Annotated in this window: 16 protein-coding genes; 13 read left to right on the top strand and 3 right to left on the bottom strand. The window is 44.8% G+C overall.

Annotated features, from left to right (window positions below; genetic code table 11):
* Nucleotide 1: 1 nt before the first annotated feature.
* From fabL to H9630_RS17420, 8 genes are all read left to right on the top strand, one after another.
* A complete protein-coding gene (gene fabL / locus H9630_RS17455) occupies nt 2-748 on the top strand; it encodes an enoyl-[acyl-carrier-protein] reductase FabL (RefSeq protein WP_191716770.1) in 747 nt (248 codons plus the stop codon).
* A 103-nt stretch (nt 749-851) separates the two neighbouring features.
* Nucleotides 852-1,397, top strand: a complete 546-nt coding sequence (gene ntdP, locus H9630_RS17450) for a nucleoside tri-diphosphate phosphatase (RefSeq protein WP_191716769.1) — start codon at nt 852-854, stop codon at nt 1,395-1,397.
* Nucleotides 1,398-1,456: 59 nt separating this feature from the next.
* On the top strand, nt 1,457-3,202 hold the full coding sequence (locus H9630_RS17445; RefSeq protein ID WP_284700320.1) for an ABC transporter ATP-binding protein: 1,746 nt from the start codon (nt 1,457-1,459) through the stop codon (nt 3,200-3,202).
* 154 nt (nt 3,203-3,356) lie between these two features.
* Nucleotides 3,357-4,376 (top strand): ABC transporter ATP-binding protein, encoded by a 1,020-nt coding sequence (locus H9630_RS17440; RefSeq protein ID WP_191716768.1) that lies wholly within the window; start codon nt 3,357-3,359, stop codon nt 4,374-4,376.
* Nucleotides 4,351-5,334 carry an ABC transporter ATP-binding protein gene (locus tag H9630_RS17435; RefSeq protein WP_191716767.1) on the top strand — a complete coding sequence of 328 codons (984 nt, stop codon included), beginning with the start codon at nt 4,351-4,353 and terminating at the stop codon, nt 5,332-5,334. The genes H9630_RS17440 and H9630_RS17435 overlap by 26 nt, the downstream gene beginning before the upstream one ends.
* Before the next feature lie 29 nt (nt 5,335-5,363).
* Nucleotides 5,364-6,986, top strand: coding sequence for an ABC transporter substrate-binding protein (locus H9630_RS17430; protein ID WP_191716766.1), 1,623 nt, complete (start codon nt 5,364-5,366; stop codon nt 6,984-6,986).
* 84 nt (nt 6,987-7,070) lie between these two features.
* Complete coding sequence (locus H9630_RS17425) at nt 7,071-8,075, top strand: ABC transporter permease (protein WP_191716839.1); 1,005 nt, start codon at nt 7,071-7,073, stop codon at nt 8,073-8,075.
* 53 nt (nt 8,076-8,128) lie between these two features.
* Nucleotides 8,129-8,980 carry an ABC transporter permease gene (locus H9630_RS17420; protein WP_191716838.1) on the top strand — a complete coding sequence of 284 codons (852 nt, stop codon included), beginning with the start codon at nt 8,129-8,131 and terminating at the stop codon, nt 8,978-8,980.
* Nucleotides 8,981-9,015: 35 nt separating this feature from the next.
* Here the strand turns inward: H9630_RS17420 and H9630_RS17415 are convergent, their stop codons facing one another.
* Nucleotides 9,016-10,101: an FUSC family protein gene (locus tag H9630_RS17415; RefSeq protein ID WP_191716765.1), complete on the bottom strand. Its 1,086-nt coding sequence runs from the start codon at nt 10,099-10,101 to the stop codon at nt 9,016-9,018.
* Between the two features lie 40 nt (nt 10,102-10,141).
* Nucleotides 10,142-11,428: a glutamate-1-semialdehyde 2,1-aminomutase gene (locus H9630_RS17410; RefSeq protein ID WP_191716764.1), complete on the bottom strand. Its 1,287-nt coding sequence runs from the start codon at nt 11,426-11,428 to the stop codon at nt 10,142-10,144.
* A 123-nt stretch (nt 11,429-11,551) separates the two neighbouring features.
* Between H9630_RS17410 and bcp the strand changes: the two genes are divergently transcribed.
* From bcp to perR, 4 genes are all read left to right on the top strand, one after another.
* Nucleotides 11,552-12,028 (top strand): thioredoxin-dependent thiol peroxidase, encoded by a 477-nt coding sequence (gene bcp, locus H9630_RS17405; protein WP_191716763.1) that lies wholly within the window; start codon nt 11,552-11,554, stop codon nt 12,026-12,028.
* A 14-nt stretch (nt 12,029-12,042) separates the two neighbouring features.
* Nucleotides 12,043-12,984 carry a D-2-hydroxyacid dehydrogenase gene (locus tag H9630_RS17400; protein WP_191716762.1) on the top strand — a complete coding sequence of 314 codons (942 nt, stop codon included), beginning with the start codon at nt 12,043-12,045 and terminating at the stop codon, nt 12,982-12,984.
* A 2-nt stretch (nt 12,985-12,986) separates the two neighbouring features.
* Entirely contained in the window at nt 12,987-13,541 is a 555-nt protein-coding gene (locus H9630_RS17395) for a cob(I)yrinic acid a,c-diamide adenosyltransferase (RefSeq protein WP_191716761.1), read from the top strand.
* 118 nt (nt 13,542-13,659) lie between these two features.
* Nucleotides 13,660-14,103: a peroxide-responsive transcriptional repressor PerR gene (perR, locus tag H9630_RS17390; RefSeq protein ID WP_191716760.1), complete on the top strand. Its 444-nt coding sequence runs from the start codon at nt 13,660-13,662 to the stop codon at nt 14,101-14,103.
* A gap of 54 nt (nt 14,104-14,157) precedes the next feature.
* On the opposite strand, the gene H9630_RS17385 is transcribed toward perR, so the two are convergent.
* Nucleotides 14,158-14,511: a YgzB family protein gene (locus tag H9630_RS17385; protein ID WP_191716759.1), complete on the bottom strand. Its 354-nt coding sequence runs from the start codon at nt 14,509-14,511 to the stop codon at nt 14,158-14,160.
* A 264-nt stretch (nt 14,512-14,775) separates the two neighbouring features.
* On the opposite strand from H9630_RS17385, the gene H9630_RS17380 reads away from it, so the two are divergent.
* The gene (locus tag H9630_RS17380; RefSeq protein ID WP_191716758.1) at nt 14,776-15,642 is read left to right on the top strand and encodes a nucleotidyltransferase-like protein; all 867 of its coding nucleotides are present in this window, start codon (nt 14,776-14,778) and stop codon (nt 15,640-15,642) included.
* The last annotated feature ends 609 nt before the right edge of the window (nt 15,643-16,251 follow it).

The following is a 16,251-nucleotide window of genomic DNA, read 5'->3' as shown; positions in this document are numbered from 1 at the left end:
CATGGCAGAACAAAAAGTAGCGTTGGTGACAGGCAGCAGCCGAGGCCTCGGCAAAGCAATGGCAATCGCATTAGCGGAACAGGGATACGATATCGTCGTCAATTATGCACGCAGCAAAACGGCTGCACTTGATACGGTGAAGGAAATTGAAGCACGAGGGCAAAAAGCCTTATTGGTGCGCGCCAATGTTGGTGATGTCGAAAAACTTCGCGGCATGTTTGAAACAATCAAAGAAGAATTTGGGCGTTTGGATGTTTTCGTTTCCAATGCGGCTTCAGGCGTCTTGCGTCCCATCATGGAACTGGAAGAATCACATTGGGATTGGACCATGAACATCAACGCCAAAGCAATGCTTTTCGGTGCACAGGAAGCAGCGAAATTGATGGATAAAGGCGGCAAAATTGTCGGTGTCAGTTCATTGGGGTCTATTCGTTATTTAGAAAATTATACGACGATAGGAGTTTCAAAAGCAGCAGTAGAGTCAATCACACGCTATTTAGCGGTTGAACTGGCGCCGCTTGGAATTGCCGTCAATACTGTGTCTGGCGGAGCGCTTGATACAGAGGCGTTGAAGCACTTCCCGAACCGTGATGATCTGTTGAATGATGCCCGGGTCAACACGCCGGCAGGCCGGATGGTTGAAATTGAAGACATGGTCAAAGCGGCTATGTTCCTCATTTCTTCCGATTCGGATATGATCCGTGGCCAGACGATTATCGTTGATGGAGGCCGCTCGGTCGTCATGTAATCCTTAGGACCTTCCGCCTTATTGCTGTATGTTTTCAGAATTGATTGATATAATACTGAAATAGCAGATAAACAAAGGCTTAGACAAGAAGGTGGGATTTTACATGGCGATTCCTGCGGAGGGTGAAACAATCCAAATCCACAGTTACAAGCACAACGGCCGAATCCACCGTGTCTGGCAGGAAACTACTGTACTGAAAGGTACGAATAATATTGTAATTGGTGCAAATGAACGGACGCTTGTAACAGAATCCGATGGCCGAACCTGGTTGACACGTGAACCTTCAATTTGTTATTTTCACGCAGAACATTGGTTCAACATCATCTGCATGCTCCGAGACGACGGTGTTTATTATTATTGCAATGTCAGTTCTCCATTCGTCTATAATAATGGCTCGTTGAAATACATCGATTATGACTTGGATGTAAAAGTGTTTCCAGACATGTCGTACACGCTGTTGGATGAAGACGAATATGAAGACCATAAGCGGCAAATGGGTTATCCTGAAGTGATCGATCAGATTCTTCACAGGAATGTGGAGAAGCTGATCAGCTGGATTAAACAGCGCAGAGGGCCATTTGCCCAGGACTTTATCGAAGTATGGACGAACCGCTATGAATTTCATAGACTGAACCGGATTCGTGATTAAGATGAAAACCTGTTGCTTGCCGACAGGTTTTTCGTTTTGAATAGAATGGAGTGAATGTTTTGAGCAGTATGAAACGCTATATGCAATTTGTCAAACCGTATTATTGGCAGATTGCGTTGACAATCTTTATCGGGATATTTAAGTTTGCGATCCCGTTGTTTATTCCATTGCTGATCAAAATCGTCATTGATGATATTATCGGAGCGGATGCCTTATCGAATGCCGAGAAGTTGGAGCAGCTGTATCTATGGCTCGGCGGAACGGCGATTGTCTTTTTCCTGCTGCGTCCGCCGATTGAATATTACCGGCAGTATTACGCACAATACGTCAGCAATAAAATCCTTTATGATATCCGGGGGTATCTTTACAGCCATCTGCAACGATTGAGCTTGCGCTATTATGCCAATACGCGGGCAGGCGAAATCATTTCACGCGTCATCAATGACGTCGAGCAGACCAAAAACTTCGTTATGATCGGTTTAATGAATGTCTGGCTCGATTTAGCGACGATACTCATTGCTATTGTCATCATGCTGACGATGGATGTTTCCTTAACGATTGTTGCATTGCTGGCGTTTCCGTTCTATGCGTTCAGCGTCAAGTATTTTTTTGGCCGCTTGCGCGATTTGACACGGGAACGCTCACAGGCTCTGGCCAATGTGCAGAGTTACCTTCATGAACGAGTGCAGGGAATGAGCATCATCAAAAGCTTTGCACTTGAAAAGCATGAACAGAAAATTTTCAACGATACCAACGATCAATTTCTGGAAAAGGCAATTGACCATACTAAATGGAATGCCAAAGCGTTTGCGGTCGTAAACACTATTACGGATGTCGCACCGCTGCTGGTGATCGGGTATGCCGGTTACCAGGTCATCCAAGGCAATTTAACGCTTGGGACGATGGTGGCATTTATTGCGTATATCGAGCGCTTGTACAATCCGCTTCGCCGGTTGGTCAATTCTTCGACGACGTTGGTACAATCGCTTGCTTCCATGGACCGTGTCTTTGAATTGATGGATGAAGACTATGATGTAACCGATAAGGAAAAAGCCCATGATTTGGCTGTAGTTGATGGCAAACTGGAATTCCGCGACGTGTCTTTCCACTATAATGATGGCGGAACGGAAGTATTGTCTGACTTGAACTTTACGGTGAAACCAGGAGAGACGGTTGCGTTTGTTGGAATGAGCGGCGGAGGGAAATCAACAATTGTTTCCCTTATCCCACGTTTCTATGACGTGACAAGCGGGGGCATCTATATGGATGACCATGATCTGCGCGATGTGACGACCCATACATTGCGTGACCAGATCGGATTGGTTCTTCAGGATTCCATCCTTTTCAGTGATTCAGTGAAAGCAAATATCTTAATGGGGAAACCGGGAGCAACGGATGAAGAAGTGATTGCGGCAGCGAAAGCTGCGAATGCCCATGATTTCATTTCTGAACTGCCGGAAGGATATGATACGAAAGTCGGAGAGCGTGGAGTCAAATTATCAGGCGGACAGAAGCAGCGCGTGGCAATTGCACGAGTGTTCCTGAAAAATCCACCGATCCTCATTCTTGATGAAGCGACTTCAGCACTTGATCTAGAAAGTGAGGCGCTGATCCAAGATTCCTTGGAACGTCTGGCTCATGACCGCACAACTCTTATCGTGGCACACCGTCTTTCAACCATCACCCATGCAGATCAGATTCTGGTCATCGACCATGGCAAGCTTTCAGAAAGCGGCACACATACTGAACTGATGGAACAGCAGGGCGTCTACTATAATCTCTTCCAAGTACAGCATTTCAATTGAAAAATACAGAAGCCTCCAATTTATTGGAGGCTTTTTCTATATGCTGGACTTCCAAAAACTCCAAAAAAGAAATATTGCATTAATAGTAATATTACGTATAATTGAAAGAAGAAGAATAGTCTGAATCATTTTTTTGTGCCAAAGGGGGAGCATCATGAATGAACGCAAAACCATCTTGGATGTTAAAGGGTTGAAAACAACTTTTTTCACTGATGATGGAGAGATACCGGCAGTAGATAATGTAGATTTTCACATACGAGAAGGGGAAGTGCTTGGCATTGTAGGAGAATCTGGATGCGGAAAAAGTGTCACTTCACTATCTATTATGGGGCTGGTACCAAGTCCGCCAGGGAAAATCACCGGAGGCGAAATTTTATTTCAGGATAAAGATTTAACAAAATTTTCCGAAAAACAAATGAGGGGCATCCGAGGCAATGACATTGCCATGATCTTCCAAGAACCGATGACTTCACTGAACCCGTTGTTTACCATCGGTGACCAGCTTCGGGAAGCAATTAAAATCCATAAGAAGAATTGGTCGAAAAAACAAATTCAGGAACGCGCCATCGAAATGATGAAACTGGTAGGATTGCCTCGTCCAGAAGGTTTGATGAAGGAATATCCTCACCAATTGTCAGGTGGGATGCGCCAACGCGTCATGATCGCTATGGCACTTCTGTGTGATCCGAAAGTCTTAATTGCAGATGAGCCTACAACGGCACTTGATGTGACCATCCAGGCACAGATCCTGAAATTGATCAAAAACCTAAATGAGCGGTTGAATACAGCTGTCTTGCTGATCACCCACGATTTAGGTGTTGTCGCTGAAACCTGCGAACGGGTCGTGGTCATGTATGCCGGGAAAGTAGTCGAAGAAGGGCCGGTCCACACAATTTTCAATGATCCGCAGCATCCTTATACAAGAGGATTGCTGGAATCGGTTCCAGATATGCGCTTCAAAAAAGAGCGTCTGTATTCGATTCCCGGAAACGTACCGAAGCCCGGAACCATCAAAACAGGATGCAAATTCGCAGCGCGTTGCGAATTCGCTTTTGACCGCTGCATCGGAGAAACACCGGAACTGTACCAAACAGCGGATAATCATCAAACCCGTTGTTTCCTATTTGATCCGAAGGAGGTACAGTCTCATGACAGAACCGTTGTTAAAAGTTGAAGGGCTGAAAAAATATTTCCCCATTAAATCAGGGGTTTTAGGCAGAGTCAGCAACCATGTAAAAGCGGTGGATGATGTGTCATTTACTGTCCAGGAAGGTGAAACGCTGGGGATTGTGGGTGAATCGGGCTGTGGAAAATCGACGACTGGCCGGATGCTGATGCGCCTTTTGGAACCGACAGAAGGCACCGTGACATTTGACGGGCAGGAATTGACCAGTTTGTCGAACAACGATATGCGTAAAGCGCGCCGTGATATCCAGATGGTTTTCCAAGACCCTTATGCATCATTGAATCCGCGCCACACCATCGAAAAGATTTTAATGGAACCGCTTAACGTCCATAATATAGGCGATCCGAAAGAACGCAAAAAGAAAGTCCATGAATTTCTGGAGATTGTCGGTTTGAGCAGCTACCATGCCAAACGTTATCCGCACCAATTCAGCGGAGGTCAACGCCAGCGCATCGGAATTGCGCGTGCGTTGATGACGAATCCGAAGTTGATCATTGCAGATGAACCCGTATCAGCACTTGATGTATCGATTCAGGCACAGGTATTGAACTTGATGCAGGATCTTCAGAAAGAGCTGAAACTGACTTATATATTCATTGCCCATGATCTAGGGGTGGTTCGCCATATAAGTGACCGCGTAGGCGTTATGTATCTCGGGCAGATGGCGGAGCTCGCCGATACAGAGGATCTTTACGAAAAACCGCTGCATCCTTATACACAAGCCTTATTGGCTGCGGTGCCGGTGCCTGATCCGGAGTTTGTCCGTGAAGAAGTTGTCATTTCTGGAGATGTGCCAAGCCCTGCAAATCCACCGAGCGGCTGCAGGTTCCATACACGCTGTCCTTTTAAAATGGATATCTGCTCCCAGGCTGTACCAATATTTGCAGAGGTTGAAAAAGGTCATTCTGTTGCCTGTCATCTTTACGAAGAATGCAGGCCGCAATGATAATAAATAGAAAAAACGGAGGGGTTAATTTGGGAAAGAAAAAGTTCTTATCGTGGGCATTTCTGCTGCTTTTATTAGTATCCACAGCTCTTTATGGCTGTAGTTCTGATAACGGGTCAGAAGGCGGCGAAGGCGAAGGTGGAAGCGAAGGCGGATCCACTGAAGAGAAAACATTGATCTTTGGGCGCGGAGGCGACTCGGTTTCTCTTGATCCGATTACTGTCACAGACGGTGAATCTTTTAAAGTAACAAAAAACGTTTTTGATACATTAGTGAATTTTGGTGAACAGGATACAGAAATCGAACCAGCTTTGGCTTCTGAATGGACACCTTCTGAAGACGGATTAACGTATACTTTCACATTGGAAGAAGGGGTTAAGTTCCACGATGGCACTGATTTCAACGCAGAAGCAGTAGTTAAGAACTTCGAACGCTGGGCAGCCGGTGATGGAGAAAAATTCCCTTACTATGGTTCTATGTTTGGTGGATACGGTGATGAAGAAGGCAATGTAATTGAATCTGTTGAAGCAACGGGTGATTATGAAGTGGTCTTCACACTGAAACGCCCGCAGGCACCATTCCTTAAAAACTTGGCGATGAGCCCGTTCGGTATTGCCTCACCAACTGCGTTTGAAGAAGCAGGAGATGCATTCGGGGATAACCCAGTCGGAACAGGACCATTCAAATTTGTTGAATGGAAACGCAATGACACCATCACAATCGAGAAATTCGATGATTATTGGGTAGATGGCGAGCCGAAATTGGATCAAGTAGTATTCCGCGCGATTCCAGATAACTCTGCTCGTTTAAATGCTTTATTGTCAGGTGAAATTGACTTGGCAGACGGCATCACGCCTTCTGATGGCGCAACAATCGAAGGAGACGAAAATCTTCAATTGTTTGAACGTCCATCCATGAACGTTGGTTACCTGGGAATGACAGTAACACGTGAGCCATTTGACGATCCAAAAGTACGCCAGGCAGTCAACCACGCGATTGACAAACAAGCGATTGTAGATGCGTTTTTTGAAGGGCGTGCAGAAGTAGCGAAAAACCCGATTCCGCCGGTAATCAGCGGATATAACGACAGTATTGAAGGATATGATTATAATCCTGAACGTGCAAAAGAATTATTGGCTGAAGCAGGATTGGCAGATGGTTTTGAAATGGAACTGTATGCAATGCCGGTTCCACGTCCATATATGCCGGATGGCCAAAAAGTAGCAGAAGCGATTCAAAAGAACTTGGCTGATGTCGGCGTAACTGCTGAAATCGTGTCATTTGAATGGGCTACGTATCTTGAAAAAGCTGCAAACGGAGAAGCTGATGCATTCCTTTTGGGATGGACTGGCGATAACGGCGATGCAGATAACTTCCTATATGCCTTGCTTGACCAAGACAATGTTGGGACAAATAACTACACGTATTACGAAAGCCAGGAATTGCACGATGTTCTGATCCAGGCGCAATCAGAAGTTGATGAAGACGTAAGAAACGACTTGTACATGCAAGCCCAGGAAATCATCCATGAAGATGCACCTTGGGTACCGCTTGCACACTCTACACCGCTATTAGCTGGTGGGAAAAACGTCATCAATTTCAAAGCGCATCCAACTGGTTCTGATAAATTGGCTTCAGTAGATTTAGAGTAGGTTATTCAAGGGAGGAAGTCAGATGATTTCCTCCCTTTTTTTCTTCCTGTTATACATATTGCAAGAGATGGAGAGGTGAAGAAGATGCTTCACTATATCGGAAGGCGGCTTCTACAGTTAATCCCGGTTTTACTCGGCATGACATTTATCGTATTTATGATCATCCGCGCAATTCCTGGTGATCCTGCACAAGTCATCCTGGGTCAACAAGCATCCGAAGAAGCGATAAAAGCATTACGAACAAATTTGGGGTTGGACAATCCCTGGTATATCCAGTACTTTGATTATTTGAAAGGACTGGTCACAGGCGATCTGGGAGAGTCACTTCGTACGAGAACTCCAGTAGTGGATGAAGTATGGCCGTATTTGGCTGCAACCATTGAACTTTCTTTATTCGCCATCATTATTGCCGTTATTATTGGAATCAATGCGGGCATCATTTCTGCATGGTTCCAGAATTCTTGGTTTGATTACTTGGCTATGATCATCGCATTGATTGGGGTATCAATGCCGATCTTCTGGTTGGGGCTGATGAACCAATGGATTTTCTCGATTGAATTGGGGATCCTCCCAACCACAGGCCGTGAAAATGTCCGAGATCCTGTGGATGTCATAACCGGATTTTATGTGATCGATACTTTGATTGCGGGTGATTTTAATCAATTATCTACAGTATTGAAGCATCTGGTCTTGCCGGGTACGGCATTAGCGACGATCCCGATGGCCATCATTGCCAGAATGACGCGCTCGAGTATGCTTGAAGTCATGCGTTCGGATTATGTTCGGACAGCACGCTCAAAAGGCTTGTCGATGTTTTGGGTCGTTTACAAACACGCGCTTAAAAACGCGATTATTCCAGTATTGACGATTATCGGGCTTCAGATGGGCCTTCTTCTCGGCGGCGCCATTTTGACCGAAACCATTTTTGGCTGGCCAGGAATCGGCCGCTATATCTATGAAGCGATTGGTTTCCGTGATTATCCGGTCATCCAGTCTGGAATTCTGATTGTCGCGTTTATTTTTGTCATGATCAACCTGTTTGTCGATTTGCTTTACGGTTTGGTCGATCCACGCATCAAATATGACTAGGAAGGAGGAGACGTACATTGGCTGAAACAGCAATCAAACAAGAACAAGCGGAAATGCAGAAAGTCGCCGGTCCCTGGAAAGAGGCCTGGCGTGGTTTCCGTAAAAGTAAAGTCGCGGTTGTGGGAATGGGGATTGTCATTTTCTTCATCCTGCTGGCAATTTTCGGACCGCTGCTGACACCGCAAGGCATCAATGAGCAAGATCTGTCTCAACGGCTTATGCCTCCTTCTTCCTCGAATTGGATGGGGACGGATGATTTTGGCCGGGACATCTTATCACGTGTGGTATACGGCGCACGCATTTCCTTGTGGGTCGGATTTTTAGCGGTTATCGGCTCGGTTGTCGTCGGCAGTATTTTGGGGATTTTAGCAGGATATTACGGACGTTGGGTGGATACCATCATTTCACGTATCTTTGATATCATGTTGGCATTTCCAAGCATTTTATTGGCGATTGCTGTTGTGTCGGTTCTAGGGCCTTCACTGCGCAATGCACTCATTGCCATCGCTATCATCAACGTGCCGAACTTTGGCCGCTTGATCCGCTCGAAGGTATTGAGCATCAAAGAAGATGAATACATCATGTCCGCGAAAGCGATCGGCATGAAAGATAATCGGATTCTTGTGTCACATATTTTGCCGAATTCCATGGCACCGGTAATCGTTCAAGGTACACTCGCGATTGCGACTGCTATCATCGAAGCAGCAGCTCTTGGATTCCTCGGTTTGGGAGCGCAGGCTCCATCACCGGAATGGGGAAAGATGCTTGCTGATTCACGTTCGTATTTGACGAATGCCCCATGGACCATGATTTTTCCAGGTGTAGCCATCATGTTGACAGTTTTAGGCTTTAACTTGATGGGTGACGGTTTGCGCGATGCATTGGATCCGCGGATGAAATCTTAAAAAAACGTGCAGGGCAATTTGCCCCGCACGTTTTTTTAAATGGCATTTTCAAGGTCGCTGTCCACTTCTTCGGAATGGTAATTCAAGTAAGCGATAATCAGCAAATCCAAATGCTCTAATTGTTCTTCATAATCCAATATGGCTGATAGTACATGCATTAAATGGTAGACCGAAAATTCATCTTCATTTTCTTCATGTGCCAAGTTTATTTCTTTTACAAAAATCGTCATCACTTCATTGCGTTTCATGATGGCATCTGCGCCTGAGCCCTCACTGTGTTCGGGGCGCATTTTGCCTACATATTTCATATAAAGTTGCTCATGGTAGCTGGCCAGGCTCTCTAAACGTTCTTGTACCATCATATGGAAATGCTCAGGAAGCTCCATCATTTCGTTCTCAAAACGATTTAATCGCTTTAATACTTCTAGGCTTTTCTTGGATGTGGCAATCATCTGGCGGTACAACACTAATTTGCGTGCTTTTACGTATTGCTGTTTTTTTGTATAACTGCGTTCTTCTTTGTAAAACGAATACCATTGATCCACTTTTACGAGCTTTTCCGTCAATTTATCAATGTCTTCTTTCACTGAAACATGATCGGACGCATGGCGGATGGAAACGCGAATCCACCGAATCACTTCTTCGCTCACTTCATGGATGGATGTAAATAGCCGTGTTTCATACTTAGGAGGCAAGAAAATAAGGTTCACGAAGAATGCTGACAAAATCCCGAGCAGAACAGTACCGAATCTCAATGAAGCGAAGGTCATGAAGTCGGCGGAGTGGGAATCCATAATGATGATGATGGTCACCAACGTCAAAGATACCGTATTTTCCAGTTTCAATTTCAGCAACAGGACGATGGCTAAAATGGCTGCTGCTCCGATGGTTAGATAATTGCTGCCCATTGTCAGCACAAAAGTAATGGCTATGGCGGCACCAATCAAATTCCCGTAAATCTGATCAAGTAAAGTCAGATAAGACCGATAGATCGATGGCTGAATGGCGAAAATGGCTGCGACTCCAGCGAAAACAGGGGAGGGCAATTCCAGTAAGCTGGCCAGGAACAGGGCCATAGAAATGGCCACGCCGGTTTTTAAAATACGTGCACCTAATTTCATTTACTTAAGGACTCCTTCCCCACAATGTGTTTTATTCTAATTATAACTGTTTAAATGCCTCGCGTACCGCTTGAATGGAAACTTCTACATCCTCTTCGGTATGCTCGGTGGTTAAGAACCAGGCTTCGTATTTTGAAGGAGCCAAGTTGATGCCTTGCTGCAACATCAATTTGAAGAAACGGCCAAAAATTTCGCCATCAGTAGCTTCTGCTTGTTCGTAGTTTTCGACCTTCACATCCGTAAAGTAAATGGTCAATGCGCCTTTTAGGCGATTAAGGGTAATCGTCACACCGAATTCTTCAGCTGCTGCCAAAATGCCTTTTTCGAGTTGTGCGCCGAGTTTATCCATTTTCTCGTACACGCCATCTTCGCGAAGCACTTCCAAGCAGGCGATCCCGGCTTGAATTGAAGCAGGATTTCCAGCCATCGTTCCGGCTTGATAAGCGGGTCCCAAAGGAGCGACTGTATCCATGATTTCTTTTTTACCGCCGTATGCGCCTATCGGCAATCCGCCGCCGATGATTTTTCCGAGAGCCGTTAAATCTGGTGTTAAGCCAAGCATATCCTGTGCACCGCCGTAATGGAAACGGAAAGCCGTAATGACTTCGTCATAAACAATCAACGCGCCTTTTTCGTGGGCGATACGGTGCACTTCTTCTAAATAGCCTTTTTTCGGCTCGACGATTCCGAAGTTACCGACAATCGGTTCAACCAGGATGCAGGCAATTTCTTCGCCCCAACGCTCCATGGCTTCAGCAAATGCTTGCGGATCATTGAATGGAATGGTGATGACTTCTTCAGCGATGGATTTTGGGACACCTGCTGAATCAGGAGTTCCAAGTGTAGCAGGACCAGATCCGGCAGCTACAAGAACCAGATCGGAGTGGCCATGGTAGCAGCCAGCGAATTTCATGATTTTTGTCCGTCCAGTGTAAGCACGGGATACGCGGATCGTCGTCATGACCGCCTCTGTTCCGCTATTGACGAAACGTACTTTGTCCATATTAGGCATAGCTTCTTTCAGCATTTCAGCGAAAGTGACTTCATGCCGTGTTGGCGTGCCGTACAGCAGTCCGGTTTCTGCAGCGTGTGTGATGGCTTGCGTGATATGCGGATGTGCATGGCCGGTGATGATTGGACCGTAAGCAGCTAAATAATCTATGTATTTATTGCCATCGACATCCCAAAAATACGCGCCTTTTCCACGTTCCATAGCGACTGGCGAACCGCCGCCCACGGCTTTAAAAGATCGGGATGGGCTGTTGACGCCACCTACAATGTGTTTTAATGCTTCTTCATGAAGCTTTTCTGATGCTGAATGATTCATTGAATAATTGCCTCCTATGATTAATCTATTCCTTATTGTAGACAAATTTAGTCCTAAACGCCAAAGAAATTGAAACTGGACCTGGGGTTCGGTACGATAGAGAGAAGAAAAGGAGTGTTGAAAATGACTGTATTGGAAGGAAGACAAGCACCGGATTTTTCATTGAAGAACGAAGCGGGGGAAATGGTTTCTTTACAGGATTTTGCCGGCAATAAATACGTCGTGCTGTATTTCTATCCGAAAGACATGACACCCGGCTGTACGACACAAGCCTGTGATTTCCGCGATGCCCAGGCTGATTTTTCTGCACTCAATGCAGTGATCCTTGGCGTCAGTGCAGATTCGGAAGACCGCCACAATAAGTTCATCGAAAAACACGGACTGCCCTTCTCGCTGTTGGTCGATGAAGATCATAAGGTTTCTGAAGACTACGGGGTTTGGGTCGAAAAGAATATGTACGGCAAGAAATTCATGGGTATTGAACGTACGACTTACTTGATCGATCCGACAGGAATGATCGTAAAAGAATGGCGCAAAGTCAAAGTGCCGAATCACATCCAGGATGTCCTGGAAACCTTGAAAGAAATCAGTAAGCAGTAAGAAGGGAGATATTCATGGAAATCCTGTTCACGTTCATTCCAAAAGAAGATCAACAACAAAGGCTGATAAGCGAATTTCCGCAAGTTAATTTTCGTTTCCTCTATAAAGACAAAGAACATTTGCCTTCCGCCGATATCATTGTCACGTACGGAGAAGATTTGACGGCAGCAGACATCGCAACTGCCAAAAAGGTGCAATGGATCATGGTGGCCAGTGCCGGAATTGAAAAGCTTCCGCATCAAGCCATTGCGGAGCGGGGCATTACGGTGTCCAATGTCAAAGGGATCCACAAAATACCGATGGCCGAATCTGCGTTGGCCCATCTATTGGCATTGAAGCGTTCCTTGCCGACGATTTATGAGAACCAGCGTAACAAGGAATGGAACAGAAGAACGCATTCTTCTGAAATGCATGGTACCACGGCGCTGATTCTCGGACCGGGTGCGATCGGATCAGAAATCGGACGTCTGCTGCAGGCGTTCGGCGTCATCACCATTGGCTGTAACCGCTCTGGAGCGCAAGCGGACAACATGGATGAAATGGTTTCCTTTGAAGCCATCCTGGAAAAGTTGCCGCAAGCGGATTACATCATTTCAATTTTACCCAGTACACAAGAAACCAAGTATCTATTGAAGGAAGAGCATTTCCGAGCGATGAAAAAAACGGCTTTGTTCATGAATTTGGGAAGAGGCGACTTGGTTTCAGATGAAGTTTTGCTGAATGCGTTGCGAAACGAAGAAGTTGCTTTTGCAGTGCTGGATGTTTTTGAACAGGAACCTCTTCCAAAAGGCCATCCCTATTGGTCAATGGAGAATGTAATTGTGTCACCTCATGTCTCGAGTCATTCAGGTAAATATGTGGAACGTGCCCTGGATGTTTTTATTCCAAATCTCAAAGAGTGGTTGGCTGGCCAAACCGTCCCGGCAAATCTGGTGAATATGGAAAAGGGGTATTGAAAATGAAAATATACACGAAAACCGGTGATAAAGGCACAACTTCTTTGGTTTACGGAACACGTGTCGCCAAAAATGATGCGGTAGTAGAAGCCTACGGAACATGCGATGAAGCAAATTCATTGATCGGCTTTGCAGTCGGTCACATGAATACCGAATTCTTTGACGAGAAAGAAGCGCTTTTAGAGGTTTTTCATGAGATTCAAACAACTTTATTTCACGTGGGAGCGGAATTGGCGACGCCGAAAGGCAAAGAAGTAAAGTGGAAATTGGCTGAAGAGGATGTTTTTAAACTCGAGCAGTGGATCGATCTATACGATGCTGAAGTTCCGCCGCTCAGCAATTTCATTTTGCCGGGTGGCCATCCAGCGGGAGCTGCCCTTCATGTAGCGCGCACTGTCGTCAGACGGGCCGAACGCTCAACGTTATCAATCGGGGAAGATGTTTCGCCGAATGTCCTGGCTTATTTGAATCGCCTATCAGACTTTTTATTCGTCGCAGCGCGTCTGGTCAATCAGCGCCTCGGAAGAAAAGAGAAGGGCCTTCACGAAAAACAATAGGGAAAACGCGTGGCAAACGGCGGCAGTATAGTGATTTCTTGACATCCCTCACTCTTATTAGGTACACTGTTTATAACGATTACAATGTAAGAATATCTATGAAGTGAGGTGCACGGCGATGTCTGAAGTACAATTAAAAGACGCGCTTGATGCTTTGAAGTCTACAGGTGTAAGAATCACACCCCAACGCCACGCGATTTTGGAGTATATGATTCACTCAACAACACACCCAACAGCGGATGACATTTATCGCGCTCTTGAAAAAACGTTTCCTAATATGAGTGTTGCAACTGTTTATAATAATTTACGTGTGTTCAGAAAAGCAGGATTGGTAAAAGAGTTGACTTACGGAGATTCTTCAAGCCGATTTGATTTTGTAACGCATGATCATTATCATATTATCTGTAATGATTGTGGCAAAATCGTTGATTTCCATTATCCAGGGCTGGATGAAGTCGAGCATTTGGCTTCTCACGTTACAGGATTCCAAGTGGATTATCACCGTCTTGAAATCTACGGTACTTGTCAGGGCTGTTTAAGCAAAACAGCAAAAGCCCAATAAAGAATTTTATAGTAAAAAAAGAAGCATGCCGCTGTTGCGCGTCATGCTTCTTTTTTATTGTTGTGAGCTTTTCTTGTTGTAATCCTGGTCAAACTCCTTGCCTTCAAGTGAACGATCCATTGTTAAAGGTTCGTTGCAATGCATGCAGATATCTACACGGCCGAGCATTTTTGTATGTCTACCGCAATTTGGGCATTCAACAGGAATGGTTTTCATGGAAAGCAAACCGATCCAAGCATAGACACCGGTACTTCCGATAATCGCAATGACACCAAGCAGCATAAAGATCACCATTACAACAGGGTGATTTCTAAAATAAATACCGACGTACATAATAACGATTCCGATAAAGATCAGAGCCAACGCAAACGTCCGAATGCGGTTGATTTTATTTTTATAAGGTTTCATGGTTTATTTCCTCCTTGCATCCATCATACTATATCATAATTGCCCTTAAAAAGTGATATCGATTTTGAAATGAAGGAATTGACAATAAATATGTCGAAATAGAGAATAACAGAAACCAGAGCACCCGGTTTCAAAGTTTGAGATAAAGAGAGCTGGGAGACCCCGGCAGACATTTAAGGGAATGAAACAAGTTGCAGTTCATTATGGGCCACTCCGTTCAACTTGATGGCGGAATGTGATAGAGACAGCAAGGAGTGAAAATTGATGGAACAAATACTACGACCTATTTATCAGGAACGCGCCAGTCAGGAAAGTACGCTGGGTGTGATCTTAGTCGAAAAAAGAGAGAAAGACAGCCAGATTACGGATACATTTGATTCGATTCTGCTGATCATCACCAAAGAAAATGATACCCCTGTCTTCACAAAGCATTACACGTATTTGGATAAGAAAGCTGCAATGCACATCGTTACCGAGAAGCAATTACATAAATGGCTGCTGCTTGGCACAAACAGGAAAATCGTTGACTGGCTTTTTTATGGCCGTGTAGTATATGACCGCAATGAGTATATGGAAAAATTGAAAACCGAACTGAAGGATTATCCATTCTACGGGCGCAAAATTAAAATGGGAATAGAATTTGCCAAACTGATTCGCCGTTATATGGAAGGAAAGACGTTCTTCGAAGAAAAAAATTACATGGATGCTTATCACCACATGGTAGAGTCGCTTCACCATCTGGCGCGTTTGGCGGTTTTGGAAAACGGTTTGCCTCCAGAAGTGACGGTCTGGTCGCAAGTGAAACAAATGGAGCCAGCCATCTATAAACTATATGAAGAATTGATATCGAGTGATGAGCCAATCGATAAGCGGCTTGAACTATTATTTCTGGCCAGTGAATTTTACATTCATTCGCGGACACAGGACGGAGCCCTTCATATAAGAGAAGTCATGGAAAAACAAAGCAGCTGGACAATCCAGGAATTGCATGAGCAGGAAGAATTGAAAAACTACTCATCCAATCTCGAGGTATTCATCGAATATCTTGTAGACAAAGAGCTGATTTTTATTAATGGAGTGACGACCAAGAGTGAAGGGATCTTCCATAGATATTATTACGTTAAAAACTAATCGGTTGTAGTTGTGGCTTTTAAAACCCAGAAGTTTCTTTCTGAAGCGGCGGAGGTCAATGCGCTTTTCCAATGGGCTTTTCTATATGAAGTTGTAAGTGGAAGAAGAGCGGTTGTGCAGTTCATTGTTTTGGCTGGTGAGCGGGCAGGGGCAAAATCCAATAGGAGCTGCAGCTGAAAGGCGGTGTCTAGTCTTTCGGAGGCAGCTTTTCTTATTGAGTTTGCATATTGAGGATGGCGGAAGGATAATGATTTAAAGGCGTTCTAAAAAGAAGATTTAAGTTTTTTAAACTTTTTTCGCTTTAACCGTTGACATCTTCGAGTGAAATGTATTATGATAATACACGTCGCTAAGGGAAATTAAGTTTTTTACAATAATAAAAAAGCTTGACTCTTGCGGAGAACAATGTTAAATTATAGAAGTCGCTTTTACAGGGCGAACAACTTGAACCTTGAAAACTGAACAGCAAAACGTCAACATACAGCAACGGCCGCGCAAAACGGCCCGCGCAAAACTTACTGATCAGTGCAAACAGATCAAAGCGAACCGTGCGTCTTCGGACGGCGGTACGCCAGCAAGTATTTGAGCAATCAACTACTCTATAATGGA

It is taken from the genome of Planococcus wigleyi, from assembly GCF_014836985.1.
Lineage (GTDB): Bacteria > Bacillota > Bacilli > Bacillales_A > Planococcaceae > Planococcus > Planococcus notacanthi.
The sequence above is the reverse complement of the archived record's forward strand: the minus strand, read 5'-3'. Positions and strand labels throughout refer to the sequence as shown.